Source organism: Cupriavidus sp. 207A1, assembly GCF_057798955.1.
This window is the reverse complement of the sequence record NZ_JBYOJO010000007.1, coordinates 299218-324395: the sequence shown is the minus strand read 5'-3', so window position 1 is coordinate 324395 and position 25178 is coordinate 299218. Positions and strand designations below refer to the sequence as shown.

The following is a 25178-nucleotide window of genomic DNA, read 5'->3' as shown; positions in this document are numbered from 1 at the left end:
GCGCTTTCCCCAAGCGACGCACCGCAATAATCTCGGTACACTGGCCGGTCAGCCGTCAATCCCTCCCATGCCGTTTTTCAACCGCCTCGACCGTCTTTTCCGCAGCCTGCGTGCAGCCATGCTTCCCTCCGATGCGTCGGGTACAGCCAAGGCCGCCGGCGGCGAGTCCGCGCAGGTCCCGCATGCGCCTTCTCCGGCGGCCGGCCTGGGGCCGATCGAAGCGCTGGGACCGGACGACGGCGTCCCGGTCGCGCCGCCGCGCGGCCTGTGGTGGCTGCGCTGGCGCAACCTGGTCGCCACCAGCTGGTTCATGTTTATCCCGCTGGTTGCCATTGTGCTCTTCACCGTGGCCATGGGCGTGATCCTGTGGTCGCTGCACGAGACCGAACGCCAGCAGCAGCGCGACGCGCTGTACCGCGACGCGGCGTGGGCGCAGCAGCGCGTGCGCCTGTCGCTGCTGAGCAACCAGGACCAGCTGGCCTCGCTCGCGCGCGACATCGCCGCCGCGCAGCTGGAGCAAGGTGCCTACCGCACCGCGGCGCAGGAAATCCTGCGCGAGAACCCCGAGATCGTCTTCATCAACTGGCTCGACGCCACCAAGCGCGGGCGCTGGTCGCTGCCGTCGACTTCCGAATTCGCCAGCCGTCTGCGCGAGAACCAGGACCAGCCGCTCGAGCCCGAAGTGCTCGACACCTTCGACGCCGCGCGCGAGACCCAGCGCGTGGTCTACTCGCGCCCTCTGGTCAACGAGCGCGGCGACAGCTTCATGCTGATGGAAGTGCCGATCGTGCGCGACAACGAGTTCCTCGGCACGCTGGGCGCGCTGTATTCGATCAACGGCATCCTGACCCACCTGCTGCCGCCCGAGCTGACCGAGCGCTACCGCTTCTCGCTGATCGACAAGAACAACCAGACCCGAGCCAGCACCTCGCTGCGGCCGGTGCCGGGCAACGCGCTGTCGTACGAGGTGCTGCTCGACCCGCCGGGCCATTCGCTGTCGCTGCGCGCCGACGCCTACCCGCCGGCATCGAACCTGCCCAACAACATGCTGCTGTGGCTGGTGGTGGGGTTGTCCTGCTTCCTGCTGTGGAGCCTGTGGAGCATGTGGCGGCACACCAGCCGCCGCTCCGAGGCGCAGCGCGCGCTGCTGGCCGAGACCTCGTTCCGCCGCGCGATGGAAAACTCGATGCTGATCGGCCTGCGCGCACTCGACCTGAACGGCCGCATCACCTACGTCAACCCGGCCTTCTGCCGCATGACCGGCTGGCAGGAGAACGACCTGGTCGGGCGCCTGCCGCCCTTCCCCTACTGGCCGCCCAACGACCAGCAGGAGATGCAGAAGCAGATCGACCTGACGCTGCAGGGCAAGTCGCCCGCCGGCGGCTACGAGATGCGCGTGATGCGCCGCGACGGCAGCAGCTTCTATGCCCGCATGTACGTGTCGCCGCTGGTCGACAGCCGCGGCCGCCATACCGGCTGGATGAGCTCGATGACGGACATCACCGAGCCCAAGCGCGCGCGCGAGGAACTGGCCGCCGCGCACGACCGCTTCACCACCGTGCTGGAAAGCCTTGACGCCGCGGTGTCGGTGCTGGCCACCGACAAGGCCGAGCTGCTGTTCGCCAACCGCTACTACCGCCAGCTGTTCGGCTGGGAGGCCGAGGGCCACGTCAAGCTGGCCGGCGACGAGCTCGACAAGGACCAGGTTTCCAGCGACAACACCGACTATGTCGATGCCTATGCCGGCCTGCCCGCCTCCGAGCTGATGCCGTACGCCTCCGATGCGCGCGAGGTGTTCGTGCCCGACATGCAGAAATGGTTCGAAGTGCGCCGCCGTTATATCCAGTGGGTCGACGGCCACCTGGCGCAGATGCAGATCGCCACCGACATCACCGTGCGCAAGGCCGCCGAGGAAATGGCGCGCCAGCATGAAGAGCGCCTGCAGTTCACCAGCCGCCTGACCACCATGGGCGAGATGGCATCGTCGCTGGCGCACGAGCTGAACCAGCCGCTGGCGGCGATCAACAACTACTGCATGGGCGCGGTGGCGCGGCTGCATTCGGGGCGCAGCACGCCCGAGGACCTGATCCCGGTGCTGGAGAAGACCTCGGCGCAGGCGGTCCGGGCCGGCACCATCATCAGCCGCATCCGCGGCTTCGTGAAGCGCAGCCAGCCGCAGCGGCGCGAGGCCGCGCTGCACGACATCGTCGCCGACGCGGTGGGCCTGGCCGACCTGGAGGCCACGCGCCGCCGCGTCACCATCCTGACCCGGCTGCCGGCGCCGCCGCTGACGGTCTATGTCGATCCGGTGCTGATCGAACAGGTGCTGGTGAACCTGCTCAAGAACGCGGTCGAGGCCATGGCCGGGCTGCCGGCGATGCGCGCCGGCGGCGTGGTGCGGCTGCACGCGCGGGTCGAGCCAGGCGAGATCGGCGACAACGTCCATATCGACGTGATCGACCAGGGCCCGGGCGTCGACGAGGCCACCAAGGAGCGGCTGTTCGAGCCGTTCTTCAGCACCAAGTCCGACGGCATGGGCATGGGGCTGAACATCTGCCGCTCGATCATCGAGTCGCACCAGGGCCGGCTGTGGGTCGAGAACAATGTCGACGGCATCGGTTGTACATTCAAGATCATGCTGCCGCTGCAGGCGGCGCCGGCCGAAGCCGTGGCCGAATAAGCAGAGCCCGCGCGCGCGGGCCACGCGCACCCTTGCGCATCATCGGATGCCTGGCGCCGGCGGCGCCGCTTCCCCTCCGACGTGGGGGGCCTGTCTCGCCACAGGGGGCCGCTGCCGGTTACACTTCGCAGCAATGAATTGTTGTCCCGAGGAGACTACATGACCGCAACGCCAAACCCCACGCCCCACCGCGGCGAGACCGTGTTCATCGTCGACGACGATGAAGCCATGCGCGACTCGCTGACCTGGCTGCTGGAGGGCAATGGCTATCAGGTGCGCAGCTTTACCAGCGCCGAGCAGTTCCTCGCCGCCTACGACGCCAGCCAGGTGTCCTGCCTGATCCTGGACGTGCGCATGCCCGGCATGAGCGGGCCCGAGCTGCAGGAGCGCATGCTGGCCGAGCAGATCGACATTCCGATCGTCTTCATCACCGGCCACGGCGACGTGCCGATGGCGGTATCGACGATGAAGCGCGGCGCCATCGACTTTATCGAAAAGCCCTTCGACGAGTCCGAGCTGCGCGCGCTGGTCGAGCGCATGCTGCAGAAGGCCCGCACCGACCACTCGACCGCGCGTGAGCAGCGCGCCGCCAAGGACCTGCTGGGCAAGCTGACCACGCGCGAGCAGCAGGTGCTGGAGCGCATCGTGGCCGGCCGCCTGAACAAGCAGATCGCCGACGACCTGGGCATTTCCATCAAGACCGTGGAGGCGCACCGCGCCAACATTATGGAAAAGCTCAACGTCAACACCGTCGCCGACCTGCTGCGCCTGGCGCTGTCGCGCAACAGCTGAGCGGCTGGCGCCCGCCCCCTTGCACGGTGCGGCCGTGGGCCGCACCTGCGCCCCGCTGCGCCACTTCCCCACGCCACTTCCCCACGCCCTGCCGCCCACCGCTCAGCGCCCGAGGTAATCCTCGTCGCGGAAGGTCACCACCCACTGTGGCCGATAGACCACAAGCACTGCGACCAGCATGCCGGTGAGGAAGGCCTCGCCGAAGGCGAGGATCACGGCCCCGAGCAAGGTGTCGGCAAGGCTCAGTGGCTGTCCCGGCATGGCCAGGTAGCGCCAGGCCGCCTGCGCCGTCCCGGCCCCAAGCGCGGCCAGGCCGGCGGTGAAATACCCGTGCCCCAGGATGAATACGAACGGATGGCGCGGCAGCAGGCGCCGCATCGCCGCCTGCAGGCCCGCCGAGAGCAGCGCCGGCAGCAGCGCCAGCCACACGTAGCGCACCCATAGCGCGGCCCAGTCGAACTGGCTCCAGCCGTGCCCGGCCAGGTACTCCAGCCCCAGCAGCGAGACCACGTCCGCGGCGAACAGCGACAGCAGCGCCAGCGGCAGCCCGAACAGCGTCACCATCAGCGTGGCGCCGAGCAGCTGGATCACCATGCCGCCTGCCAGCGTCGCGCGCACCGTCCACAGCAGCGCGACCAGCAGCATCGCGCCCAGCCAGGCATTCTGCAGCGCATCGCGGCGCAGCAGCCGCCAGGGCCGGCGCGTCAGCGCCCACAGCAGCCCGCACACGGACAGCAGCACCAGCAGCGGATCGGATAGCGTCGAGGCAAGCGCGGTAGGCATGCGGCCGATGCTACCAGTACCTGGCCAGCGCGATGGCTGCCGGCGGTCAAGCTCCGTGCGACAGGGCCCGCGCAACCCTTATAATTCCGCCTTTGGCCCTGCCGCGCGCCTGCGCTGGCCGGCGCCGTCACCTTCTCGCCATCACCCCGTCCTGCCTCCCATGCCTGCCCAACTGATCGACGGCAACGCCCTTGCCAAGCAAATCCGCTCCGAAGCCGCCCAGCGCGCCGCCCGCCTGACCGAACGCGGCCACCAGCCCGGCCTGGCCGTGGTGCTGGTGGGCGAAGACCCGGCCAGCCAGGTCTATGTGCGCAACAAGGTCAAGGCCTGCGAGGACAACGGCTTCCATTCGTCGCTGGACCGCTATCCGGCCGACCTGTCCGAGGCCGACCTGCTGGCCCGCATCGACGCGCTCAACCGCGATCCCCGCATCCACGGCATCCTGGTGCAGCTGCCGCTGCCGAAGCACATTGACAGCCACAAGGTGCTCGAAGCGATCGCCCCGGAAAAGGACGTCGACGGCTTCCACGTGGCCAACGCTGGCGCGCTGATGACCGGCGCCCCGCTGTTCCGCCCGTGCACGCCCTACGGCTGCATGAAGATGCTGGAATCGATCCAGTACCCGCTGCGCGGCGCACGCGCCGTGGTGGTGGGCGCCTCCAATATCGTCGGCAAGCCGATGGCGATGCTGCTGCTGCAGGCCGGCGCCACCGTCACCATCTGCAACAGCAAGACCCGCGATATCGGCGCCCACACCCGTGACGCCGACGTGGTGGTGGCCGCGGTCGGCAAGCGCAACCTGATCACGGCCGACATGGTCAAGCCCGGCGCGGTGGTGATCGATGTCGGCATGAACCGCGATGACCACGGCAAGCTGTGCGGCGATGTCGACTTCGCCGGCGTGCGCGAAGTCGCCGGCTACATCACGCCGGTACCGGGCGGGGTCGGGCCCATGACCATCACCATGCTGCTGATCAACACGCTGGAAGCCGCCGAGCGCGCCGCGGGCTGACCTCCCGGGCTTGCCGCCGGCGCCCGATGCGCCACCCGGGGCACTGGAAAATCCACCGCCCCGGCCCCATCTGCGGGAATATCGCCTGACCAAGACCAGCCAACCGAGCAGCCAACCGAGACCACGCCATGGACCACGCCGCCAACGCTACCAATCCGCTGCTGGACTTTTCCGACCTGCCCCGCTTTGCCGAGATCCGGCCGGAGCACATCAGCCCCGCCCTCGATGTGCTGCTGGAACGCGCGCAACAGGCCGTCGCCCGCGCCCAGGATCCCGCCACGCCCGCTGACTGGGCCAACGCCGTGCAGGCGCTGGAAGCCGCCACCGAGCCGCTGGGCCGCGCCTGGGGCGTGGTCAGCCACCTCAGCGCCGTCGCCGATACGCCCGAGCTGCGCCAGGCGCATGCCGAGAACCTGCCGCGCATGACCGAGTTCTGGTCGTCGCTCGGCCAGAGCCTGGCGCTGTACGACAAATACAAGGCACTGGCGGCCAGCCCCGAGTTCGCCGGCATGAGCGCGGCGCGCCACCAGCTGATCGAGAACGAGCTGCGCGGCTTCCGCCTGGGCGGCGCCGAACTGCCCGAAGACAGGAAGCCCCGCTTTGCCGAGATCCAGGAGCAGCAGGCCCAGCTGTCCAAGGCCTTCTCCGACCACGTGCTCGATGCCACCAACGCCTACGCGCTGATCATCGAGGACGAGACGCGCCTGTCCGGCCTGCCCGACGATGCCCGTGAAGCCGCCCGCCATGCCGCGGAAAAGGATGGCAGGGCCGGCTGGAAGTTCACGCTGCACTTCCCCTCCTACTTCCCCGTGCTGCAGTACGCGGACGACCGCGCGCTGCGCCAGACCCTGTACGAGGCCAACGTCACGCGCGCGTCCGAGCTCGGGCCGCAGCACGGGCAGGGCCAGGCCGACTGGGACAACACCGCCAATATGCGCGAGCAGCTGGCCCTGCGCCGCGAAGAGGCGCAGATGCTGGGCTACCAGTGCTATGGCGAAGTCTCGCTGGTGCCGAAGATGGCCGAATCTCCGGCCGAGGTGCTCAAGTTCCTCGACGAGCTCGCGGTCAAGGCGCGCCCCTATGCCGAACAGGACTGGGCCGAGCTGAAGGCCTTCGCCGCGGCCGAGCTTGGCCTGCCCGAGCTGGCACCGTGGGACGTGGCTTATGCCTCGGAGAAGCTGCGCCAGCAGCGCTATGCGTTCTCCGAACACGAGGTCAAGCAGTATTTCCCGGAAGCCAAGGTGCTGGAGGGCCTGTTCGGCGTGGTACAGAAGCTGTTCTCGGTGAGCATCCAGCCCGAGCAGGCGCAGACCTGGCACCCCGACGCGCGCTTCTTCCGCGTCAGCACCCCCGATGGCACGCTGCTGGCCCAGTTCTACATCGACCTGTACGCGCGCGAAGGCAAGCGCGGCGGCGCGTGGATGGACGACGCCCGCGGGCGCAAGGTGCTCGAGCATGGCGGCGTGCAGACCCCGGTGGCCTACCTGACCTGCAACTTCTCGGCTCCGGTCGGCGACAAGCCCGCGCTGTTCACACACGATGAGGTCATCACCCTGTTCCACGAGTTCGGCCACGGCCTGCACCACATGCTGACGCAGGTGGGCGAACTCGGCGTGTCGGGCATCAACGGCGTGGAGTGGGACGCGGTGGAACTGCCGTCGCAGTTCATGGAGAACTTCTGCTGGGAGTACGAAGTGCTGACCGGCATGACGCAGCATGTCGACACCGGCGAGCCGCTGCCGCGTGCGCTGTTCGACCGCATGCTGGCGGCCAAGAACTTCCAGAACGGCATGATGACGCTGCGCCAGATCGTGTTCTCGTCGTTCGACATGCACCTGCATACCGATTTCGATCCGGCCGGTGCCACCTCGGTGCTGGAGCTGTCGCGCCAGATCAATGACCGCGTGCACGTGGTGCCGCAGCATCCGCTGTCGCGCTGGCCTAACACCTTCAGCCATATCTTCGCCGGCGGCTATGCGGCGGGCTATTACAGCTACAAGTGGGCCGAGGTGCTGTCGGCCGATGTCTACGCGGCGTTCGAAGAGGCCGCGCAGCTGTCGGGCACGGTCCTCGACAGCGAAACCGGCGCGCGCTACCAGCGCGAGATCCTGTCGGTGGGCGGCAGCCGGCCGGCGATGGCCTCGTTCGTGGCGTTCCGCGGCCGCGCGCCGCAGATCGACGCGCTGCTGCGCCACGGCGGGATGGCCGCATGAGCGCGCTGGGACTGCCGGGCCAGGGCCCGCTGCGCATTGCCAGCTGGAACGTCAATTCGCTGAAGGTGCGCCTGCCGCAGGTGCTGCAGTGGCTGGCCGAGCAGGACCAGGCCGGCGCGCCGATCGACGCGCTGTGCCTGCAGGAACTGAAGCTGCCCGACGACAAGTACCCGCTGGCCGAACTGGAAAATGCCGGCTTCCACAGCGTCTACACCGGCCAGAAAACGTACAACGGCGTCGCCATCCTGGCGCGCGACGCGAGCATGCCCGGCCCCGTCGACGTGGTGCGCAACATCCCCGGTTTCGAGGACGCGCAGCAGCGCGTGATCGCCGCGACCTATGGCGACCTGCGCCTGGTCTGCGCCTATTTCCCCAACGGGCAGGCGCCCGACTCGGACAAGTTCGCCTACAAGCTGCAATGGCTCGAAGCGATGACCGCGTGGCTGCGCGAGGAAATGACGCGCCACCCGCGGCTGGCGCTGCTGGGCGACTTCAATATCGCGCCGGAAGACCGCGACGTGCACGATCCGGCCAAGTGGGAAGGCCAGAACCTGGTCTCGCCGCCCGAGCGTGCCGCCTTTGCCGCGCTGCTCGAACTTGGCCTGGCCGATGCGTTCCGCAAGTTCGAGCAACCGGACAAGGCATTCTCGTGGTGGGACTACCGCATGCTGGCGTTCCGGCGCAATGCCGGCCTGCGCATCGACCATATCCTGCTGTCGCCGGCGCTGACCGAGCAGTGCAGCGCGTGCGTGATCGACCGTGTGCCGCGCACCTGGGAGCAGCCATCCGACCACACCCCGGTGGTGGCGACGCTGCATTGCGGCTGACCCTGCGCGGCGTGCGCGCCTGCCGGCCGCGCTGGGGCATGGCGCCGATTCAGGCAAGCCCGGGCAAGCCCCGCTCGCCGCGCCCGGCCGTGCCCGCTACACTGCGGGCATGAGCCCTCCCAGCCAGGCCATGTTTCGCCATCGCAATCTCCCCCACCTGCTGCTGCAAGCGCGCGAAGCGTTGCTGGCCGGCTTCCGGCCGATCCTGCGGCAGTTCGGCGTGACCGAGCAGCAATGGCGCGTGCTGCGCACGCTCAACGAGCGCGGGCCGATGGAGCCCAACCAGCTCGCCGAGGCCTGCCTGATCCTGAGCCCCAGCCTGACGCGCATGCTGGCGGGCATGGAAGACGCCGGGCTGGTGGCACGCACGCGCTCGGCCACCGACCAGCGCCGCCAGCTGGTCAACCTGACCAATGCCGCGCGCGACGTCATCGCGCAGATGGAACCACTGATCGACGCCCGCTACCAGCAGCTCGCGCAGCAGCTGGGGGCCGAGCGCCTGGCCGAGGTCTATCGCGCGCTCGACGCCATGCTGGCGAGCCTGGGCCCGCAGCAGGCCACACCTCAATCCACTGCGCCAGCCTCAGCCGCCTTGCCGCCCTCCGAACGCGGTGGCGAAGCCCGCTAGCCAGCGCCGTTTTCCGCCGATGCCCGCGCCCACCACCGCATCCCTGCTGCCACGCCTGTTCCCCTGGAGCCAGCGCGTCGACTCGACCACGCTGCGCGCCGACCTGGTGGCGGGACTGCTCGGCGCCGTGCTGGTGTTGCCGCAGGGGGTGGCGTTCGCCACGCTCGCCGGCCTGCCGCCGCAGTACGGCATCTACAGCGCGGTGGTGCCGTGCATCGTGGCGGCTCTGTTCGGTTCGAGCTGGCACGTCATGTCAGGACCGACCAACGCCAACTCGCTGGCACTGTTCGCGATGCTGAGCCCGCTCGCGTTCGCGGGCAGCCCGGCCTATATCGGCCTGGCGCTGGCGGTGACCATCGTGGTCGGCGTGATGCAACTCGCGGTGGGCACGCTGCGGCTGGGCTCGCTGGCCAACTTTATTTCGCCGTCGGTGCTGCTCGGCTTTACTTGCGGCGCGGCGACGCTGATCGGCCTGTACGCGCTGAAGGACCTGTTCGGCCTGTCGGTGCCGACCGGCACCAGCGCCTTCGGCGTGCTGCGCCATCTGTTCGAGCATGCCGACGCCATCAACTGGGACGCGGCCATGGTGGGCGCGGTCACGCTGGCGGTGACGCTGCTGTGCAAGCGGCTGTGGCGGCGCCTGCCGTTCATGCTGCTGGGCCTGCTGGCCGGCTATGGCGTGGCGCTGTGGCTGAACCAGTCTGGCGGCCACCACGTCAACGTCGTGGGGCCGATTCCGTCGGCGCTGCCGCACTTCCAGGTGCCGGACGTCGACTGGCGCAAGCTGCCCGACCTGCTGGGCATCGCCGCGGCGCTGACCATCGTCGCGCTGGGCCAGTCGATCTCGATCGCCAAGGCGGTGGCGTTGCGCTCGGGCCAGCATGTCGATGCCAACCGCGAGTTCATCGGCCAGGGCCTGTCGAATATCGCGGGCGGCTTCTTCTCCGGCTATATCTCGTGCGGCTCGCTCAACCGCTCGGTGCCCAACTTCGAGGCCGGCGCGCGCACGCCGCTGGCGAGCGTGTTCTCGGCGCTGTGGCTGGTGGCGCTGGTCGCGGTCAGCGCGCCGCTGCTGGCGCAGATCCCGATGGCGGCGATCGCGGCGATGCTGCTGCTGGTGGCGTGGGGCCTGCTCGACATCGCGCGGCTGCGCCGCATCTTCACGCTCAGCCGCACCGAATTCGCGATCGCCATCGGCACCTTTGCCGCCACGCTGGTGATCCGGCTGGAAATGGCGGTGCTGCTCGGCACCGTGCTGTCGCTGGTGGCTTACCTGTACCGCACCTCGCGGCCCGCGGTGCGCAGCCTGGTGCCGGATGCCGACGATCCCGGCCGGCGCTTCACGCCGCTGGACGAGCTGCGCCGTCCGCAGCCGGAATGTCCGCAGCTCAAGCTGCTGCGCATGGAGGGTGCGATCTACTTCGGCGCGGTGCAATACGTGACCGACCGCCTGCACTGGCTGCGCACCGTCAATCCCGGCCAGACCCACCTGCTGGCGATGACCAAGAGCATGAATTTCATCGACCTCGCCGGCGCGGAAATGTGGGAATACGAGCTGAGCGAGCGGCGCGCGCTCGGCGGCGACCTGTACTTCCACCGGCCGCGCACGCAGGTGCTGCAGACCTGGGCGCAGACCGGCTTTACCGACAAGCTCGGCGCCGACCATGTGTTCCCGACCAAGCGGCAGGCGCTGCACACCATCATCGGACAACTGTCGCCGGAAGTCTGCGCCCGCTGCACCGTGCGCATCTTCGAGGAATGCGCGTCGCGGCCTGGCGCCACGGCAGCGACGGCCGCGTCCGCGCAGCCATGAGCGCAGCGCCCGCACAGGCGCGCTTCGCCACGGTCACGGCGGAAAAAAACGGAAGAAACTGGGGATTGCCTGCGCCGGCGGTGCCGGCTGGCAAGCAAGGCCGGACGGCCTATGCTCTGAACCCTGATGCCAGATGGGCGCCCGCGGCTTGCCTGGGGCGGGCCGGGGCATCCATCTGCATCAGATCGGCGCCACGTGGGCGCGCTTGACGACGATAGGCTGCGGCGCGCCCTGCTCGATCAGCACCACGGCGGCGCGTTCGATGGTTTCGCGGCCGGCGCGGAATGCTTCTTCAAGTGACAGCACCTGGTCGGCGCTGAAACCTTCCCACAGTGCTTCGCGTGTCACCACGCAAGTCACCTTCTCGCCATTGACAAGTGCCTGGAACAACAAGCCTTCGTTATTGATGTCGTAGCGCTCTTGCTCTTGGAATTTGATATCCATCGGTGCAGCCCTCCATATGCAAGTGGAGAAACATCCTAACATGGCTCCGGCAAAATCGTATGGGTAGAACCCTATGCGATAGGGTTCATTCGGAAGACCACCGCGACCGCCGTTCGGTTCCGTCGCACACCCCCTTCGCACGCAGGGCTCGTGCGCGTAGCTTGCCATGGCAATTGCGTCAGGCAATTGACAGCGCCGGAAATCATGCTAGAATCTCGTTCTTCGTTGGGGCGTTAGCTCAGTTGGTAGAGCAGCGGACTCTTAATCCGTAGGTCGAGTGTTCGAGTCACTCACGCCCCACCAGCGAATACAAAAAAGGCCGGAAGCAGCAATGCTTCCGGCCTTTTGCTTTTGGCAACGGCCTTTTGCCCTGGGCGGCCCGGACCGCACCGATCCGTTGCGGCAGAGGCCACCGCCCCCGCCGCAACGGCACTGTGTCACGCGCCAACGCTGGCCCGCTCGAACAGCGTGCGCGCCAGCGCGCGATGGCGCAGCAGCACCGCGGGCAGGTCGGCCGTCAGCAGCTCGCCGTCGCGCACTACTTCCCTGCCATTGATCACGCTGGCCGCGACATTGGCCGGCGTGCAGAACACCAGCGCCGCCACCGGGTCATGGCCGGCGCCGGCAAACCCGACCGACGCCAGGTCGAAGGCGACGAAGTCCGCCGACATGCCCGGCGCCAGCGCGCCGATATCGTCGCGGTTGAGCACGCGCGCGCCACCCAGCGTGGCGATTTCCAGCGCCTCGCGCGCGCTCATCGCGGCCGGACCGTAGCCGACCCGCTGCAGCAGCATCGCCTGGCGCGCCTCGCCAAGCATATGCGCGCCGTCGTTCGACGCGCTGCCGTCCACGCCCAGCCCCACCGGCACGCCCGCATCGCGCATGGCACGCACCGGCGCAATGCCCGATGCCAGCCGCATGTTCGAGCACGGGCAATGCGCCACCCCAGTGCCGGTGCGGGCGAACAGCGCGATGCCCTCGTCGTCCAGCTTGACGCAGTGCGCGTGCCAGACATCGTGGCCGACCCAGCCCAGGTCCTCGGCATACTGCGCCGGCGTCAGGCCGAATTTCTCGCGCGAATAGGCAATGTCGTTGTCGTTCTCGGCCAAGTGCGTATGCAGCGACACGCCGTAGTGGCGCGCCATCACCGCCGATTCGCGCATCAGGTCGCGCGACACCGAGAACGGCGAGCACGGTGCCAGCACCACGCGCAGCATCGCGTGGCGCGCGCTGTCGTGGTACTGCTCCACCAGCCGCTGGCTGTCGCGCAGGATGGCGGCCTCCTCTTCGACCACCACGTCCGGCGGCAGGCCGCCCTTGCTGCGGCCCACGCTCATCGAGCCGCGCGCCGCATGGAAGCGCATGCCCATCTCCTGCGCCGCGGCGATCGAATCGTCCAGGCGCGAGCCATTGGGAAACAGGTAGAGGTGGTCGCTGGTGGTGGTGCAGCCCGACAGCATCAGCTCGGCCATCGCGGTCTTGGTCGACACCGCGATCATTTCCGGCGTCAGGTGCGACCACAGCATGTACAGGTTGGTCAGCCACGAGAACAGCTCGGCATCCTGTGCCGCCGGCACCGCGCGCGTCAGGCTCTGGTACATGTGGTGGTGCGTGTTGACCAGCCCGGGCGTGACCACGCGGCCGCGCATATCCAGCACCTGCGCGCTGCCATCGTCCACCATGCGCCGGTATTGCGGCGGCAGCTCCGCGGTGGGGCCGACCCATTGCACCGCGGGGCCTTCGGCGACCAGCGCACCGTCGCGGATCTCGCGGCGCTGGGCGTCCATGGTCACCAGGACGTCGGCATTGAGGGCGATCAGGGTCATGGCGGAATTCCTTCTGTGAGCGGATGGGATTGAGGGCAGATACGATCGCCGCCAGTCTACGGCGGCGCGTTGCCTCTTCCCAAGCACAGAATTCCGAGCAGCCTGTCCACAAAAAGTGGACATCTTCCAGAAGCCCGGCTCAGCGGGCCTGCGCGAACAGCGTCGCCAGCGCGTCGCCGATGCGCTCGGCCATCAGCGCCGCCGCGGCGTTGAGTGGGCCGCCGGCGCGCGCCACCAGTGTCAGCGTCTGGCCCTGCAGGTGGCGGTCGCGCAAGGGCACGTACACCAGCGCCTGGCGCGCGCGCTCCTCCATCACGTCGAGCGGGTTCAGCAGGGCAATGCCGGTCCCCAGCAGCACCAGCTGGCGGATCAGCACGGTCGAGGTCGACTCCGCCACCGGCGACACCTCGATCGCATTGCGCGCAAAGGCCGCATCGAGGATGGCGCGGATCGACAACGACGGCGCCGGCAGGATCAGCGGATAGCCGACACATTCGCTTAGCAGCACCGATGGCCGCGCCGCCAGCGCATGGCCGGGCGGCACTACCGCACCGATCTGCCAGTCGCTGCTGGCCAGCGCACGAAAGGCCGGCAGTTCCGGCAGGTCATAGCCCAGGCCCAGGTCGGCATCGCCCTGCTCCACCGCCGCCACGATATCAGCCACCGGCAGGTCATTGACGCGCACCACGATGCCCGGATAGCGCTGGCGGAAGTCATGCACCAGCGACGGCATCAGCGAGCCCGCCAGGCCTGCCGTCACCGCCAGCGTGACCTCGCCCCGGCGCGCGCCCTTGAAGTCCTCGATGCGCTCGCGCAGCGCGTCGTGCTCGCGCAGCGTCTGGCGGACATGGGCCAGCACCATCTCGCCCAGCGGCGTCAGCCGCAGGCGCTTGTTGATGCGCTCGAACAACGGCGCGCCCAGTTCGGCCTCCAGATCCAGGATCTGCCGGTTGACCGCGGTCGGCGCCACATGCAGGTGCTCGGCCGCCTTGCGGATGGAACCGCGGCGAACGACCTCGTCGAGATAGCGTAGGACTCTGGCGTGCATGGATCTGGCAAACAGGTGGATGCGATGCCGGCGCGGAGGCGCATGATGGCGGCCTGGCATTGTAGCGGTCAGGCTTCGCAAAAAATGCCGCAAAGGCTATTGCGCCGCATCCGATACCTTGCTACAATCTTTTTCTTCGTTGGGGCGTTAGCTCAGTTGGTAGAGCAGCGGACTCTTAATCCGTAGGTCGAGTGTTCGAGTCACTCACGCCCCACCAGCGAATTCAGAAAAGCCGGAAGCCTTGCTTCCGGCTTTTTGCTTTGGCGCTGCCTTAACGCTTGCCTCTCCATCCCGGCCACGCGCGCGATCGGCAACACGGCCCGATTCTTGATACGCGGGTTCTCACCAATTCCCCTGCAGGCGCTTTCCCGGTTGAATCGCTCCGGCGCCATTGTGGAACATAGTTCCGTATCGCGGAACTATCGCAAGGCGCCGGCCGTACCGCATCCCGGCACGGCCCGGTCATGCCAGCCCGGAAAAACCTGACCGCGCGGACGCCGGATCCGTAGCCGATCCGCGGACACGCCTGCAGCCCGGCTGGCGAATCAGTGAAAGAAGAATGGAGGCCCTCCTTGAAAGCAGTCCTTAACGCCGGCGCAGCCGCATGCATCGCGGCCCTCGGCCTGGCCCACGCCGGCCTGGCGCACGCCCAGTCCTACCCTGCCAAGCCGATCCGCCTGATCGTGCCGTTCGCGGCCGGCGGCACCACCGATATCGTGGCGCGCGCGGTGTCCGACGGCCTGGGCCGTGAACTGGGCCAGCCGGTGGTGGTGGAGAACCGCGGCGGCGGCGGCGGCGCCATCGGTGCCGACGCGCTAGCCAAGTCCGCGCCGGACGGCTACACGCTGGGCATCGCCACGGTCAGCACCATGGCGACCAACCCGGCCACCAACCCGAAGAACCCGTACGATCCGCTCAAGGACTTCGCGCCGATCACCAACCTGGTCAACGTGCCCAACGTGCTGACGGTGAATCCGAAGGTCCCGGCCAAGACCCTGAAGGAATTCGTGGCGATGCTGAAGGCCAACCCGGGCAAATACAGCTATGCCTCGGCCGGCAAGGGCAGCATCTCGCACCTGGACGGGGAACTGTTCAAGGACATCACCCAGACCGACATGGTCCACATCCCGTACCGCGGATCGGGCCCGGCGCTGAACGACACGCTGGCGGGCCAGGTCAACGCGCAATTCGACAACCTGCCGTCGTCGATGCCGCATATCCAGGCCGGCAAGCTGCGCGCGCTGGCGGTGGCAGCGCCCAAGCGCGTCGAGGGCCTGCCCGACGTGCCGACGTTTGCCGAAGCCGGCATGAAGGACATGAACAACATGGCCTGGTACGGCCTGGTGGCCCCGGCCGGCACGCCGGCGGCGATCATCACGCGCGTGCATGACGCGGCGGTCAAGGCGCTGCAAGACCCCAACGTCAAGCGCCGCCTGGCTGACAGCGGGGCCTACACCGATGGCAACACCCCGGCGCAGTACGCCGCCCAGATCAAGCGCGAACTGGACCTGCGCAAAAAGATCGCGCGCGACCAGAACATCACGCTGGAATAAGCCGGCCTGGCGGCATCAGCCGCCTCCGGACCGTGAAAACCGGCTGCCGCGGCAGCCGGTTTTTTTATGGGCGGCGCCCGAAAAGGCGCCGCGCACCACTCAGAGTCTTCCTATTTCCGCCGCATTTGATCCCGCACAGCACGCCAGCTCCGCCGGTAACGTTCAATACGTGTAGAAGAAACTTTCACTTTGCGGACACGCGCCGACTCGGTACATTTACCGGGTGCTCCGCAACACCGCGCCGGCATTCGACCGGCCAACGTCCGGCCCCAAAACCGGTTTCGCGCAGGCGCTGCGCGACCGACATTCGCGAGGATAGCAAGATGCTGAAGAAGACCCTGATCGTTGCAGCCCTGGCCGCGCTCGGCGCGACCCAGGCGTATGCGCAGAAAAACTACACCGAAGGCGGCGATCTCTACAGCGGCAGCCACACCAAGAAGGCCGGGCCGAACCAGAGTGCGGCCAAGTCCGGCAAGTTCGACCCGTACACCGACGGCGCCAAACAATCGACCAAGTCGGAGCTGAACAGCTCCGGCAAGAAGTTCGATCCGAACACCGATGGCGCCAAGGCCGGCAAGTACGACCCGTACACCGACGGCGCCAAGGCGGGCAAGACCGATCCCTACACCGACGGCGCCAAGGCGCCCGCCAGCCAGGGCACCAAGGCGCAGTAACCCGCCTTCGTCCAGGCAGACAAACAGCCCGCACGTGCGGGCTGTTTTGTTTCAGGGGTGGCCCGGGCTCAGGCGGCCAGCGCCGGTGCCGGCCGCACCGGCTGCATGGTGCCGCGGTCGCGGAACGCGGCATGCCAGGACAGCGCCTCTTCCACCAGGTGCGGGGTCTGGCCGCCATGGGCGCAGGCACGGCGGAAGTAATCGCCCAGCAGGTCGCGGTATTGCGGATCGGCGCAGTTGGCGATGACGGTGCGGGCGCGTTCGCGCGGCGCCAGGCCGCGCAGATCGGCCAGGCCGTGCTCGGTGACGATGATGTCGACATCGTGCTCGGTATGGTCGACGTGCGCCACCATCGGCACGATGCTGGAGATATCGCCACCCTTGGCCACCGACTTGGTCACGAACACCGACAGGTGCGCATTGCGGGCAAAGTCACCCGAGCCGCCGATGCCGTTCATCATGTGCGTGCCGCCCACATGGGTCGAGTTGACGTTGCCGTAGAGATCGCACTCGAGCGCCGTGTTGATGGTGATCAGCCCCAGCCGGCGCAGGATCTCCGGATGGTTGCTGATTTCCTGCGGCCGCAGCAGCAGGCGCGAGCGGTAACGGTCCAGGTTCGACAGGAAGCGCTGGTACACCGCGCGCGTCAGCGTCACCGACGAGGCCGAGGCAAAGGCCAGGCGCCCCGCATCCAGCAGCTCGATGGTGCTGTCCTGCAGCACTTCGGAATACATCTGCAGCTCGCGAAACGGCGACTCGACCATCCCGTGCAGCACCGCGTTGGCAATGGTGCCGATGCCGGCCTGCAGCGGCTGCAGCGACGGCGACAGCCGCCCGGCGCGCACTTCGCGCAGCAGGAATTCATTGAGATGACCGGCGATCTGGCTGGTGCCGGCATCCGGCGGCAGCGCGTTGGACGGGCTGTCGTCCTTGGCGGTGATGACAATGGCCGCGATCTTCTCGGGATCGATCGGGATATACGGCAGGCCGATGCGCTGCGCGGGCGCGATCAGCGGGATCGGCTGGCGGTACGGACGCTGCACCGGGAAATAGATGTCGTGCAGCCCTTCCAGCTCCAGCGGCATGTTCAGGTTGATCTCGACGATCACCTTGCGCGCCAGCATGGCGAAACTGGCCGAGTTGCCCACCGAGGTGCTGGGAATGATGCCGCCCTGCTCGGTGATTGCCACCGCTTCCACCACCGCGACGTCCACCGGCGCAATCTGGCCCGAGCGCAGCTGCTCGACGGTCTCGGACAGATGCTGGTCGATGAACATGACTTCGCCCGCATTGATCTTGCGGCGCAGCGTGGGATCGGACTGGAACGGCAGGCGGCGCGCGATCACGTCGGCCTCCGCCAGCACCCGGTCGATGTCGTTGCCGAGCGAGGCGCCGGTCATCAGCGTGATGCGCAGCGGCTCGGTGGCGGCGCGACGGGCGAGCGCGAACGGCACTTCCTTGCAGTCGCCCGCGCGCGTGAATCCGCTCATGCCTACCGTCATGCCGTCGCGGATCAGCGCGGCGGCTTCGTCGGCCGAGACCACCTTGTCATGCAGCCTGGCCAGGCGAATGCGTTCCTTGTACATCCTTGATCTCCGTTCTGACGGCCGGCCCGTGCCTGCGCCGTTTGCCCCGTGCTGGCCTGGGGGCTGGTTGCGGGGTCTCCGGCAGGCAGTGTAGCCAGCCACGCTTATTCCAGCGATGATTTAAAGTCATTCATTCAAGTCGCTTTTTTCATAATCCTGCAAATGACGCGCAGCAGTCGGCACTAGTGCGCGGTACCGGCTCAGGACATTCCCGCAGTTGTCACAAATCCGGCAAAAGTTTCTGTTAGTCTCGCCGTTCGGTCGACCCAGCCCGCCCCAGAGGCTGCGGCGGCCGTGCCGCCCGGGCCGGCCATGCTCCGGCCCCTTGCACCCCTTGCGGGTGCCTGTGCATTGCGGTGGCGGCAAAACACAACAGGAGACGCCATTCATGCAGCCAAGACCCCTCGAACCCAGCGAGCCGGTTGTCCTTGCCCTGATTGACGCAGTCACCGCCTGGCAAGGTGCGTTGGACCAGACCCTGCGCGCCTCGGGCCTTAGCTATTCCCAGTGGCTGCTGCTGCGGGCCATCCGCCAGGGTGCCTTCAAGCGCGGCTTGCCGCTGACCGGTCCGATGCCGCTCGAAGCCGCACAATCGGAGACCATGCTCGACGAACTGCGCCGCGACGGCTGGATCGAATTCACCGCGACGGTGGCACCCCGCATCGCCGAAGGCGCCACGGCGCGGGTGCAACGTACCGCGCAGGCGCTGAGCGCGCTGCACAGCGTCTCGGTCGCGGCCTTTAATTCGCAGGAGCGTGCCGCGCTGGGCAGCCTGCTGGACCGGATGAAATCCACGCTGGACGGCCACACTTCACGCCAGGTCAGGGCCGCCTCCGAGGCCCCCCGGCAGGAACGGCACAGCCAGCATAGCCAGCCGCTGCCCTGCCCGGGCCTGCCGCCGGTCGCGCACCGTCCGTCTTCCTGCCCCAGCCTCGCCACGCGCTTCTGAGCGCTGCCCGGGTCCCGCGGCTCGCCGCCGGGACCCGTCCGTGCCCCTCCCTCGCCATCGCCAGTACCCGCCACTTTGTTGCGCCGGGTACTCGGATTTTTCCTAAAGTATGAGCATGCCCCGGCACATGCCCCGGCGGCCCATCGACACCGCGAGGAGGGGAACATGCCGCAGGAGAACGAAGACAAGGTCGCGCACCTGCTGGACCAACTGGCCAACTTCGCGCGCGGGCGGCTGCCGGCGGCGATGTTCAGCGTGGTCGAGCCCTTCCTGCTGCATTACTACGACCAGGCCGATGCCGAAGACCTGTTGCGGCGCGAAGTGGCCGACCTGTACGGCGCCGTGATGGCGCACTGGCAGACGGCGCAGAAGTTCACCCCCGGCAGCGCCCGCATCCGCGTCTACAACCCCAACCTGGAAGAGCACGGCTGGCACTCCGACCACACCGTGGTCGAGATCGTCAACGACGACATGCCGTTCCTGGTCGACTCCGTGACCATGGAGATCAACCGCCAGGGCCTGGCGCTGCATTCGGCCATCCATCCGGTGTTCCGGGTCTGGCGCGGCGGCGCCGGCATCGAGCGGATCGCCCCTGCCGGGGCCGGCGAGGGTGGCGACAATTCGCGCCTGGAGTCCTTCATCCATTTCGAGATCGACCGCACCGGCGAGGCATCGCGCCTCGACGCCTTGCGCAACGGCATCTCGCAAGTGCTGGTCGACGTGCGCGCCGCGGTGGAAGACTGGCCGAAGATGTGCGACATCACTCGCGCCACCATCGGCGTGATGGCGCAGGCACCGGACGCGGCTTCAGCGGAGAGCGTTGAGGCGCGCGCCTTCCTGGAATGGATGATGGACGACCATTTCTCCTTCCTGGGACAGCGGGACTACCAGCTGGTGGCGCGCGACGGACGCTACTTCCTGCGCGGCGTGGCGGGCTCGGGCGCCGGCATCCTGCGCGAAAGCCTGCGCGAACCCGATGCCGAAGACCTGACCCCGCTGCCCGCGGCGGCCACCGCGATCATCGAAGGCAGCTCGCCGATCTTCCTGACCAAGGCCAATTCGCGCGCCACCGTGCACCGGCCCGGCTATCTCGACTACGTCGGCGTCAAGCTGCTCGACGAAAACGGACAGCTGTTCGGCGAGCGGCGCTTCGTCGGCCTCTACACCTCGACCGCCTACATGGCGCCGATCGCCGACATCCCGCTGGTGCGGCGCAAGTGCGCCAACATCCTGGCACGCGCCGGCTTCCTCGCCAAGGGCCACCTGTACAAGTCGCTGGTCACGATCCTGGAGCAATATCCGCGCGACGAACTGTTCCAGGCGACCGAGGACGAGTTGTTCGACATCACCACCGGCATCCTGCGGCTGCAGGAACACCAGCGCACGCGGCTGTTCGTGCGGCGCGACCGCTTCGATCGCTTTGTCTCGTGCCTGGTGTTCGTGCCGCGCGACAAGTACAACACCGACCTGCGCCAGAAAATCCAGAAGCTGCTGACCGCGGCCTTCCACGGCACCAGCTGCGAGTTCACGCCGCTGCTGTCGGAATCGCCGCTGGCGCGCATCCAGCTGACCGTGCGCGGCGAGCCCGGCACCATGCCCAGGGTCGACACACAGGAGCTGGAAGCGCGCATCGTGCATGCCAGCCGCCGCTGGCAGGACGACCTCGCCGAAGCGCTGCACGAAAGCCACGGCGAAGAGCAAGGCAACAGGCTGCTGCAGCGCTATGGCGGCTCGTTTCCCGCCGGCTATCGCGAAGACTATCCGGCGCGCACCGCGGTGCGCGATATCGAGCTGATGGAGCACGCGGTGCGCGGCAACGGCATGGCGATGAACCTGTACCGCCCGATCGAGGCCGCGCCGGGTGCGTTCCGTTTCAAGGTGTACCGCGCCGGCGAACCGATCGCGCTGTCGCTGAGCCTGCCGATGCTGGAGCACCTGGGCGTGCGCGTCGATGAAGAGCGCCCTTACCTGATCGAGCCCGACAGCGGCGCGCCGCTATGGGTGCACGACTTCGGGCTCGAAATCGCCGATGGCAGCAGCGCCGCGGAGTTCGACATCGCGCGCGTCAAGGCGCTGTTCGAGGATGCCTTTGCGCGCGCATGGCACGGCGAGATCGAGAACGACGACCTCAACCGCCTGGTGCTGCGCGCCGAACTCGCCGCGCGCGACGTAACCATCCTGCGCGCCTACGCGCGCTACCTGCGGCAGGTGGGCTCCACCTTCAGCGATGCCTATATCGAACGCGCGCTGACCGGCAACGCCGCCATTGCCGCAATGCTGGTGGCGCTGTTCGTGGCGCGCTTCGACACCTTCAGCCAGGTCGCCGCCGACACCGCGCGCCAGGCGCGCTGCGACAAGCTGCTGGCCGATATCGGCACGGCGCTGGACAAGGTGCCCAACCTCGATGAAGACCGTATCCTGCGGCTCTTCCTCGGCGTGATCAACGCCACCGTGCGCACCAACTATTTCCACCGTGGCGAGGACGGCCAGCCGCGCCCCTACCTGTCGTTCAAGTTCAATCCCGCGCTGGTGCCAGGCTTGCCGGAGCCGCGCCCGATGTTCGAGATCTGGGTCTACTCGCCGCGCGTGGAGGGGGTGCACCTGCGCGGCGGACGCGTGGCCCGCGGCGGCCTGCGCTGGTCGGACCGGCGCGAGGACTTCCGCACCGAAGTGCTGGGCCTGATGAAGGCGCAGATGGTCAAGAACACGGTGATCGTGCCGGTCGGCTCCAAGGGCGGCTTCGTGGTCAAGCGCCCGCCGCCGCCCACCGACCGCGACGCCTTCCTGCGCGAAGGCATCGCCTGCTACCAGACCTTCCTGCGCGGCCTGCTGGACCTGACCGACAACCTCGTCGGCGGCGAGCTGGTGCCGCCACCCGACGTGGTGCGCCACGACGACAACGACCCCTACCTGGTGGTGGCCGCGGACAAGGGCACGGCCACGTTCTCGGACTTCGCCAATGCGATCTCGGGCGAGTACGGGTTCTGGCTGGGCGATGCCTTCGCCTCCGGCGGCTCGGTCGGCTATGACCACAAGAAGATGGGGATCACCGCTCGCGGCGCCTGGGAATCGGTCAAGCGGCATTTCCGCGAGATGGGCGTCGACATCCAGTCCACGGAATTCACCGTCGCCGGCATCGGCGACATGTCGGGCGACGTGTTCGGCAACGGCATGCTGCTGTCGCCGCATATCCGCCTGGTGGCCGCGTTCGACCACCGCCACGTCTTCCTCGACCCGGATCCGGACCCGGCGCGCAGCCTGCAGGAACGCGCGCGGCTGTTCGGGCTGCCGCGCTCTAGCTGGGCCGACTACGACGCGACGCTGATTTCCGCGGGCGGCGGCATCTATCCGCGCACGGCCAAGACCATCCCGCTGTCGCCGCAGGTGCAGGCGGTGCTCGGCATTACCGCGAGCGCGCTGTCGCCAGCCGAACTGATCCACGCCATCCTGATGGCGCCGGTGGACCTGCTCTACAACGGCGGCATCGGCACCTACGTCAAGTCGAGCCAGGAGACGCACCTGCAGGCGGGCGATCGCACCAACGATTCGGTGCGCGTCAATGGCAGCGAACTGCGCTGCAAGGTGGTCGGCGAAGGCGGCAACCTCGGCTTTACGCAACTGGGCCGCATCGAGTTCGCGCGCAAGGGCGGCCGCATCAATACCGATGCCATCGACAACTCTGCCGGCGTCGACTGCTCCGACCACGAGGTCAACATCAAGATCCTGCTGGGACTGGTGGTCGCCGACGGCGAGATGACCGAAAAGCAGCGCAACAAGCTGCTGGCCGAGATGACCGACGAAGTCGGCCTGCTGGTGCTGCAGGACAACTACTACCAGACCCAGGCGCTATCGGTCGCCGGCCGCAGCAGCGCCGCGCTGCTCGACGGCGAGGCGCGCCTGGTGCGCTGGCTGGAACGCGCCGGGCGGCTGAACCGCGCGCTCGAATTCCTGCCGTCGGACGAGGACATTGCCGAGCGCAAGCTGGCCGGCGAAGGCCTGACCTCGCCCGAGCGCGCCGTGCTGCTCGCCTACAGCAAGATGTGGCTGTACGACGAACTGCTGGGCTCGGACGTGCCGGAAGACGTCCTGGTTGCCGGCCTGCTCGCGGATTACTTCCCGGTGCCGCTGCGCCAGCGCTACGGCGACGCCATGCAGCGCCATCCGTTGCGGCGCGAGATCCTGTCCACACACCTGACCAATATGCTGGTCAACCGCATCGGCGCCACCTTCGTGCACCGGATCATGGAAGAAACCGATGCGCGACCCGCCGATATCGTGCGCGCCTGCCTGATCGCGCGCGACGTGTTCGGCCTGACCGCGCTGTGGCAGGAGATCGACGCGCTCGACAATCGCGTCGCCGACGCCGAACAGGCGCGCATGTTCGGGTCGGTGGCGCTGCTGCTGGAGCGCGCTTGCCTGTGGTTCATCCGCTATCTGCGCAGCGGCAGCAGCGCCACCGAAGACCTGGCGCGTTTTGCGCAGGCGGCACAGTGGCTGGCGCCCCGCTTGCCGCAACTATTGCCGCAGGCCGATGCCACGGCGTTGACCGAGCATACGCGTGCGCTGATCGAGGCGGGGGTGGGCGAAACGCTGGCCGCGCGCGTGGCCGGCAGCGAGATCTCCGCCGCGGCGCTCGACATCGCCGAAGTGGCCGCGGCGTGCGAGCGCAGCCTGGAGCTGGTGGCCGGGGTCTACTTCGCGCTGGACAGCCACCTGAGCTTCAGCTGGCTGCGCGACCGCGCGCTGGCGCTGCCATCGGACACCCACTGGGACTTGCTGGCACGCACTACCACGCTCGATGATCTGGGACGGCTCAAGCGCGCGCTGACGGTCAGCGTGCTGTCTCAAGCGGGAGATCAGGCCTCGCCGGAAGCGATGATCGACGCCTGGCGCGCCAGCCGCCATGGCGCGCTCGAACGCTTTACGCGCATGCTGGCGGACCAGCGCGCCTCCGGCGCGGCGGGACTGTCGATGCTGTCGGTCGCGGTGCGCGAGATCGGCATGCTGGAGCGAAGCTAGCCGCCCCGGCTGCCTGCCGGCTTACTCGTCGGTGTCAGGGTCAGGATCAGCGCCGAGGTCCGCATCGGCGTCGGCGCTGCGCGGGCGCAGCTCGAGCCCGAGCAGGATCAGCAGCTCGAACGCATCGGACAGCAAGTGTTTCTGCCGCGGCAACAGGCTGGCGTACGGCATGTCGTAGATCGACTGATGCGCCGCGCGCTCGCCCTTCAGGCCACGGTCGCGCGCGATGTCCGACAGCAGCGCGGCAAAGCCGGACAGGTCCTGCGCCGCCAGCGCCGAGTTCAACACCTTCGCGATAACTTCGGGCGAAGCGTTGGCCCAGCCCATGCGCTCGGCATTGGAAGCGGGGTCGTTGGGAAGGTCGGCAAAGTCCATATTGTGTTTAACGGTCCTGCCTAAACTAGCTTAAGCCGCCAACGATGTGAATTTGACCCCACACAGGTGGGGTGACATGGCCTGCCACCGGTGCCGGTCAGCGCGATGCGGGCTTGGCGCGGCCCTGGGCCGGTGCCTTCCGCGCTACCTTCGCCGGCGCCTTCGGCCCTGCTTCGGCGCGCCGCTTCGCCGGTGCCTGTTGCGCGGCGCCGGCGGGTACCTGGCGATAGGTCGTGCTGCCATCCTTGGCCGTGCGCGCCACGACATGGTTGCGCGCGCCACACTGCGGGCAGCGGAACACCAGTCCCTGCCCTTCATCGCGGATCTGCACCTCGTCCGGCTCCCAGCTGGCGCCACAAGCCTGGTTCCCACAAACAAACATGAATTCTCCTGGAGGATCGTGCCGATCGACTGTCGGCACGGACGCGATTATCAGGCCTGTCGCGCGCCAGCGGGTCGATTTGTCGCCGATTGCGCCGGTCGGCCGGGATGGCCCCGCGCTTCAACCATTGCGCTGCACCCATTGCTGTGCCCACGCAATCGCCGCTGCCCGCGCCTCGTCCGGCGTGGCATGGGTGATCGGCGGCGCCCCGCCTTCCAGCACCACCGCGCCCGATTCCCAGATATCGCACAGCGCCTTGAACCGCCCCATGCCGAGCGCATGGCAGAACACGTGGATGACGAAGCCGCGGTACTCGACCACGTCAGTGGCGGCATCGGTCAGCACCTGGTCCGCGGTGACATCGGCAGGCAGTGGCGCATCGGACTGACGCGGTTCGCGCTGACCAGCGGCCGTGCGCGCCGACTGCGCCCACCGCGCCAACGCGCCCCCGGCCGCGGCGCCAAGCAGCACGCCAAGGCCGAACCAGCAGGCTTTGCTTCCGCTTCCAGCCATGGCATCTCCTGTAGCGACCCGGCGGTCGCGGCAAGACAGCGTCGTGAGGACTGTCACCGGT

The 25178-nt window shown here is 68.1% G+C and carries 19 protein-coding genes and 2 tRNA genes; 13 read left to right on the top strand and 8 right to left on the bottom strand.

Annotated features, from left to right (window positions below):
- Nucleotides 1-67 precede the first annotated feature (67 nt).
- Both AC3FMM_RS15715 and AC3FMM_RS15710 read left to right on the top strand, forming a co-directional pair.
- Nucleotides 68-2680, top strand: coding sequence for a PAS domain S-box protein (locus tag AC3FMM_RS15715; protein ID WP_473703763.1), 2613 nt, complete (start codon nucleotides 68-70; stop codon nucleotides 2678-2680).
- Nucleotides 2681-2839: 159 nt separating this feature from the next.
- Nucleotides 2840-3472: a response regulator transcription factor gene (locus tag AC3FMM_RS15710; RefSeq protein WP_012352577.1), complete on the top strand. Its 633-nt coding sequence runs from the start codon at nucleotides 2840-2842 to the stop codon at nucleotides 3470-3472.
- A gap of 102 nt (nucleotides 3473-3574) precedes the next feature.
- Here the strand turns inward: AC3FMM_RS15710 and AC3FMM_RS15705 are convergent, their stop codons facing one another.
- A complete protein-coding gene (locus AC3FMM_RS15705; protein ID WP_115680009.1) occupies nucleotides 3575-4255 on the bottom strand; it encodes a hypothetical protein in 681 nt (226 codons plus the stop codon).
- A 160-nt stretch (nucleotides 4256-4415) separates the two neighbouring features.
- Between AC3FMM_RS15705 and folD the strand changes: the two genes are divergently transcribed.
- From folD to AC3FMM_RS15680, 5 genes are all read left to right on the top strand, one after another.
- Nucleotides 4416-5267, top strand: a complete 852-nt coding sequence (gene folD, locus AC3FMM_RS15700) for a bifunctional methylenetetrahydrofolate dehydrogenase/methenyltetrahydrofolate cyclohydrolase FolD (protein WP_115680008.1) — start codon at nucleotides 4416-4418, stop codon at nucleotides 5265-5267.
- A gap of 128 nt (nucleotides 5268-5395) precedes the next feature.
- Nucleotides 5396-7480 (top strand): M3 family metallopeptidase, encoded by a 2085-nt coding sequence (locus tag AC3FMM_RS15695; protein ID WP_488686910.1) that lies wholly within the window; start codon nucleotides 5396-5398, stop codon nucleotides 7478-7480.
- Nucleotides 7477-8307, top strand: a complete 831-nt coding sequence (gene xth, locus AC3FMM_RS15690) for an exodeoxyribonuclease III (RefSeq protein WP_488686909.1) — start codon at nucleotides 7477-7479, stop codon at nucleotides 8305-8307. Before AC3FMM_RS15695 ends, xth begins: the two co-directional genes overlap by 4 nt.
- 109 nt (nucleotides 8308-8416) lie before the next feature.
- Nucleotides 8417-8935 (top strand): homoprotocatechuate degradation operon regulator HpaR, encoded by a 519-nt coding sequence (hpaR, locus tag AC3FMM_RS15685; RefSeq protein ID WP_116312415.1) that lies wholly within the window; start codon nucleotides 8417-8419, stop codon nucleotides 8933-8935.
- Nucleotides 8936-8954: 19 nt separating this feature from the next.
- On the top strand, nucleotides 8955-10748 hold the full coding sequence (locus tag AC3FMM_RS15680; RefSeq protein WP_473703762.1) for a SulP family inorganic anion transporter: 1794 nt from the start codon (nucleotides 8955-8957) through the stop codon (nucleotides 10746-10748).
- Between the two features lie 180 nt (nucleotides 10749-10928).
- Here AC3FMM_RS15680 and AC3FMM_RS15675 read toward each other — a convergent pair whose 3' ends face one another.
- Entirely contained in the window at nucleotides 10929-11192 is a 264-nt protein-coding gene (locus AC3FMM_RS15675) for a DUF1488 family protein (protein WP_018006788.1), read from the bottom strand.
- A gap of 227 nt (nucleotides 11193-11419) precedes the next feature.
- Between AC3FMM_RS15675 and AC3FMM_RS15670 the strand changes: the two genes are divergently transcribed.
- Nucleotides 11420-11495, top strand: a tRNA-Lys gene (locus AC3FMM_RS15670).
- A 134-nt stretch (nucleotides 11496-11629) separates the two neighbouring features.
- On the opposite strand, the gene AC3FMM_RS15665 is transcribed toward AC3FMM_RS15670, so the two are convergent.
- Complete coding sequence (locus AC3FMM_RS15665; protein ID WP_116312413.1) at nucleotides 11630-13018, bottom strand: 8-oxoguanine deaminase; 1389 nt, start codon at nucleotides 13016-13018, stop codon at nucleotides 11630-11632.
- 139 nt (nucleotides 13019-13157) lie between these two features.
- The gene (locus AC3FMM_RS15660) at nucleotides 13158-14066 is read right to left on the bottom strand and encodes a LysR family transcriptional regulator (RefSeq protein WP_116312412.1); all 909 of its coding nucleotides are present in this window, start codon (nucleotides 14064-14066) and stop codon (nucleotides 13158-13160) included.
- 141 nt (nucleotides 14067-14207) lie between these two features.
- On the opposite strand from AC3FMM_RS15660, the gene AC3FMM_RS15655 reads away from it, so the two are divergent.
- The 3 genes from AC3FMM_RS15655 to AC3FMM_RS15645 all read left to right on the top strand — a co-directional run bounded on the left by AC3FMM_RS15655 (nucleotide 14208) and on the right by AC3FMM_RS15645 (nucleotide 16293).
- Nucleotides 14208-14283 (top strand) — tRNA-Lys (locus tag AC3FMM_RS15655).
- A gap of 355 nt (nucleotides 14284-14638) precedes the next feature.
- Nucleotides 14639-15619: a tripartite tricarboxylate transporter substrate binding protein BugE gene (locus tag AC3FMM_RS15650; protein ID WP_012352566.1), complete on the top strand. Its 981-nt coding sequence runs from the start codon at nucleotides 14639-14641 to the stop codon at nucleotides 15617-15619.
- Nucleotides 15620-15942: 323 nt separating this feature from the next.
- The gene (locus AC3FMM_RS15645) at nucleotides 15943-16293 is read left to right on the top strand and encodes a hypothetical protein (protein WP_115709063.1); all 351 of its coding nucleotides are present in this window, start codon (nucleotides 15943-15945) and stop codon (nucleotides 16291-16293) included.
- 68 nt (nucleotides 16294-16361) lie between these two features.
- On the opposite strand, the gene scpC is transcribed toward AC3FMM_RS15645, so the two are convergent.
- Nucleotides 16362-17879 (bottom strand): succinyl-CoA:acetate CoA-transferase ScpC, encoded by a 1518-nt coding sequence (scpC, locus tag AC3FMM_RS15640; RefSeq protein WP_488686908.1) that lies wholly within the window; start codon nucleotides 17877-17879, stop codon nucleotides 16362-16364.
- Nucleotides 17880-18267: 388 nt separating this feature from the next.
- Here scpC and AC3FMM_RS15635 point away from each other — a divergent pair, with 388 nt between their 5' ends.
- Nucleotides 18268-18828, top strand: a complete 561-nt coding sequence (locus AC3FMM_RS15635) for a MarR family transcriptional regulator (RefSeq protein WP_116312411.1) — start codon at nucleotides 18268-18270, stop codon at nucleotides 18826-18828.
- 165 nt (nucleotides 18829-18993) lie between these two features.
- Complete coding sequence (locus AC3FMM_RS15630) at nucleotides 18994-23847, top strand: NAD-glutamate dehydrogenase (protein WP_116312410.1); 4854 nt, start codon at nucleotides 18994-18996, stop codon at nucleotides 23845-23847.
- Between the two features lie 21 nt (nucleotides 23848-23868).
- On the opposite strand, the gene AC3FMM_RS15625 is transcribed toward AC3FMM_RS15630, so the two are convergent.
- The 3 genes from AC3FMM_RS15625 to AC3FMM_RS15615 form a co-directional block, all read right to left on the bottom strand.
- A complete protein-coding gene (locus AC3FMM_RS15625) occupies nucleotides 23869-24222 on the bottom strand; it encodes a hypothetical protein (RefSeq protein ID WP_115679999.1) in 354 nt (117 codons plus the stop codon).
- 97 nt (nucleotides 24223-24319) lie between these two features.
- Nucleotides 24320-24604: a hypothetical protein gene (locus AC3FMM_RS15620; protein ID WP_115709055.1), complete on the bottom strand. Its 285-nt coding sequence runs from the start codon at nucleotides 24602-24604 to the stop codon at nucleotides 24320-24322.
- Between the two features lie 120 nt (nucleotides 24605-24724).
- On the bottom strand, nucleotides 24725-25117 hold the full coding sequence (locus tag AC3FMM_RS15615; RefSeq protein WP_488686907.1) for a DUF6566 family protein: 393 nt from the start codon (nucleotides 25115-25117) through the stop codon (nucleotides 24725-24727).
- Nucleotides 25118-25178 lie beyond the last annotated feature (61 nt).

What these genes read in the sequence shown, in the direction of transcription:
- AC3FMM_RS15680 (WP_473703762.1), top strand. Translation starts at nt 8,955, where the DNA reads ATGCCCGCGCCCACCACCGCATCCCTGCTGCCACGCCTGTTCCCCTGG.
- folD (WP_115680008.1), top strand. Translation starts at nt 4,416, where the DNA reads ATGCCTGCCCAACTGATCGACGGCAACGCCCTTGCCAAGCAAATCCGC.
- xth (WP_488686909.1), top strand. Translation starts at nt 7,477, where the DNA reads ATGAGCGCGCTGGGACTGCCGGGCCAGGGCCCGCTGCGCATTGCCAGC.
- AC3FMM_RS15635 (WP_116312411.1), top strand. Translation starts at nt 18,268, where the DNA reads ATGCAGCCAAGACCCCTCGAACCCAGCGAGCCGGTTGTCCTTGCCCTG.
- AC3FMM_RS15695 (WP_488686910.1), top strand. Translation starts at nt 5,396, where the DNA reads ATGGACCACGCCGCCAACGCTACCAATCCGCTGCTGGACTTTTCCGAC.
- AC3FMM_RS15715 (WP_473703763.1), top strand. Translation starts at nt 68, where the DNA reads ATGCCGTTTTTCAACCGCCTCGACCGTCTTTTCCGCAGCCTGCGTGCA.
- AC3FMM_RS15705 (WP_115680009.1), bottom strand. Translation starts at nt 4,255, where the DNA reads ATGCCTACCGCGCTTGCCTCGACGCTATCCGATCCGCTGCTGGTGCTG.
- scpC (WP_488686908.1), bottom strand. Translation starts at nt 17,879, where the DNA reads ATGTACAAGGAACGCATTCGCCTGGCCAGGCTGCATGACAAGGTGGTC.
- AC3FMM_RS15625 (WP_115679999.1), bottom strand. Translation starts at nt 24,222, where the DNA reads ATGGACTTTGCCGACCTTCCCAACGACCCCGCTTCCAATGCCGAGCGC.
- AC3FMM_RS15620 (WP_115709055.1), bottom strand. Translation starts at nt 24,604, where the DNA reads ATGTTTGTTTGTGGGAACCAGGCTTGTGGCGCCAGCTGGGAGCCGGAC.
- AC3FMM_RS15675 (WP_018006788.1), bottom strand. Translation starts at nt 11,192, where the DNA reads ATGGATATCAAATTCCAAGAGCAAGAGCGCTACGACATCAATAACGAA.
- hpaR (WP_116312415.1), top strand. Translation starts at nt 8,417, where the DNA reads ATGAGCCCTCCCAGCCAGGCCATGTTTCGCCATCGCAATCTCCCCCAC.
- AC3FMM_RS15710 (WP_012352577.1), top strand. Translation starts at nt 2,840, where the DNA reads ATGACCGCAACGCCAAACCCCACGCCCCACCGCGGCGAGACCGTGTTC.
- AC3FMM_RS15645 (WP_115709063.1), top strand. Translation starts at nt 15,943, where the DNA reads ATGCTGAAGAAGACCCTGATCGTTGCAGCCCTGGCCGCGCTCGGCGCG.
- AC3FMM_RS15665 (WP_116312413.1), bottom strand. Translation starts at nt 13,018, where the DNA reads ATGACCCTGATCGCCCTCAATGCCGACGTCCTGGTGACCATGGACGCC.
- AC3FMM_RS15660 (WP_116312412.1), bottom strand. Translation starts at nt 14,066, where the DNA reads ATGCACGCCAGAGTCCTACGCTATCTCGACGAGGTCGTTCGCCGCGGT.
- AC3FMM_RS15615 (WP_488686907.1), bottom strand. Translation starts at nt 25,117, where the DNA reads ATGGCTGGAAGCGGAAGCAAAGCCTGCTGGTTCGGCCTTGGCGTGCTG.
- AC3FMM_RS15630 (WP_116312410.1), top strand. Translation starts at nt 18,994, where the DNA reads ATGCCGCAGGAGAACGAAGACAAGGTCGCGCACCTGCTGGACCAACTG.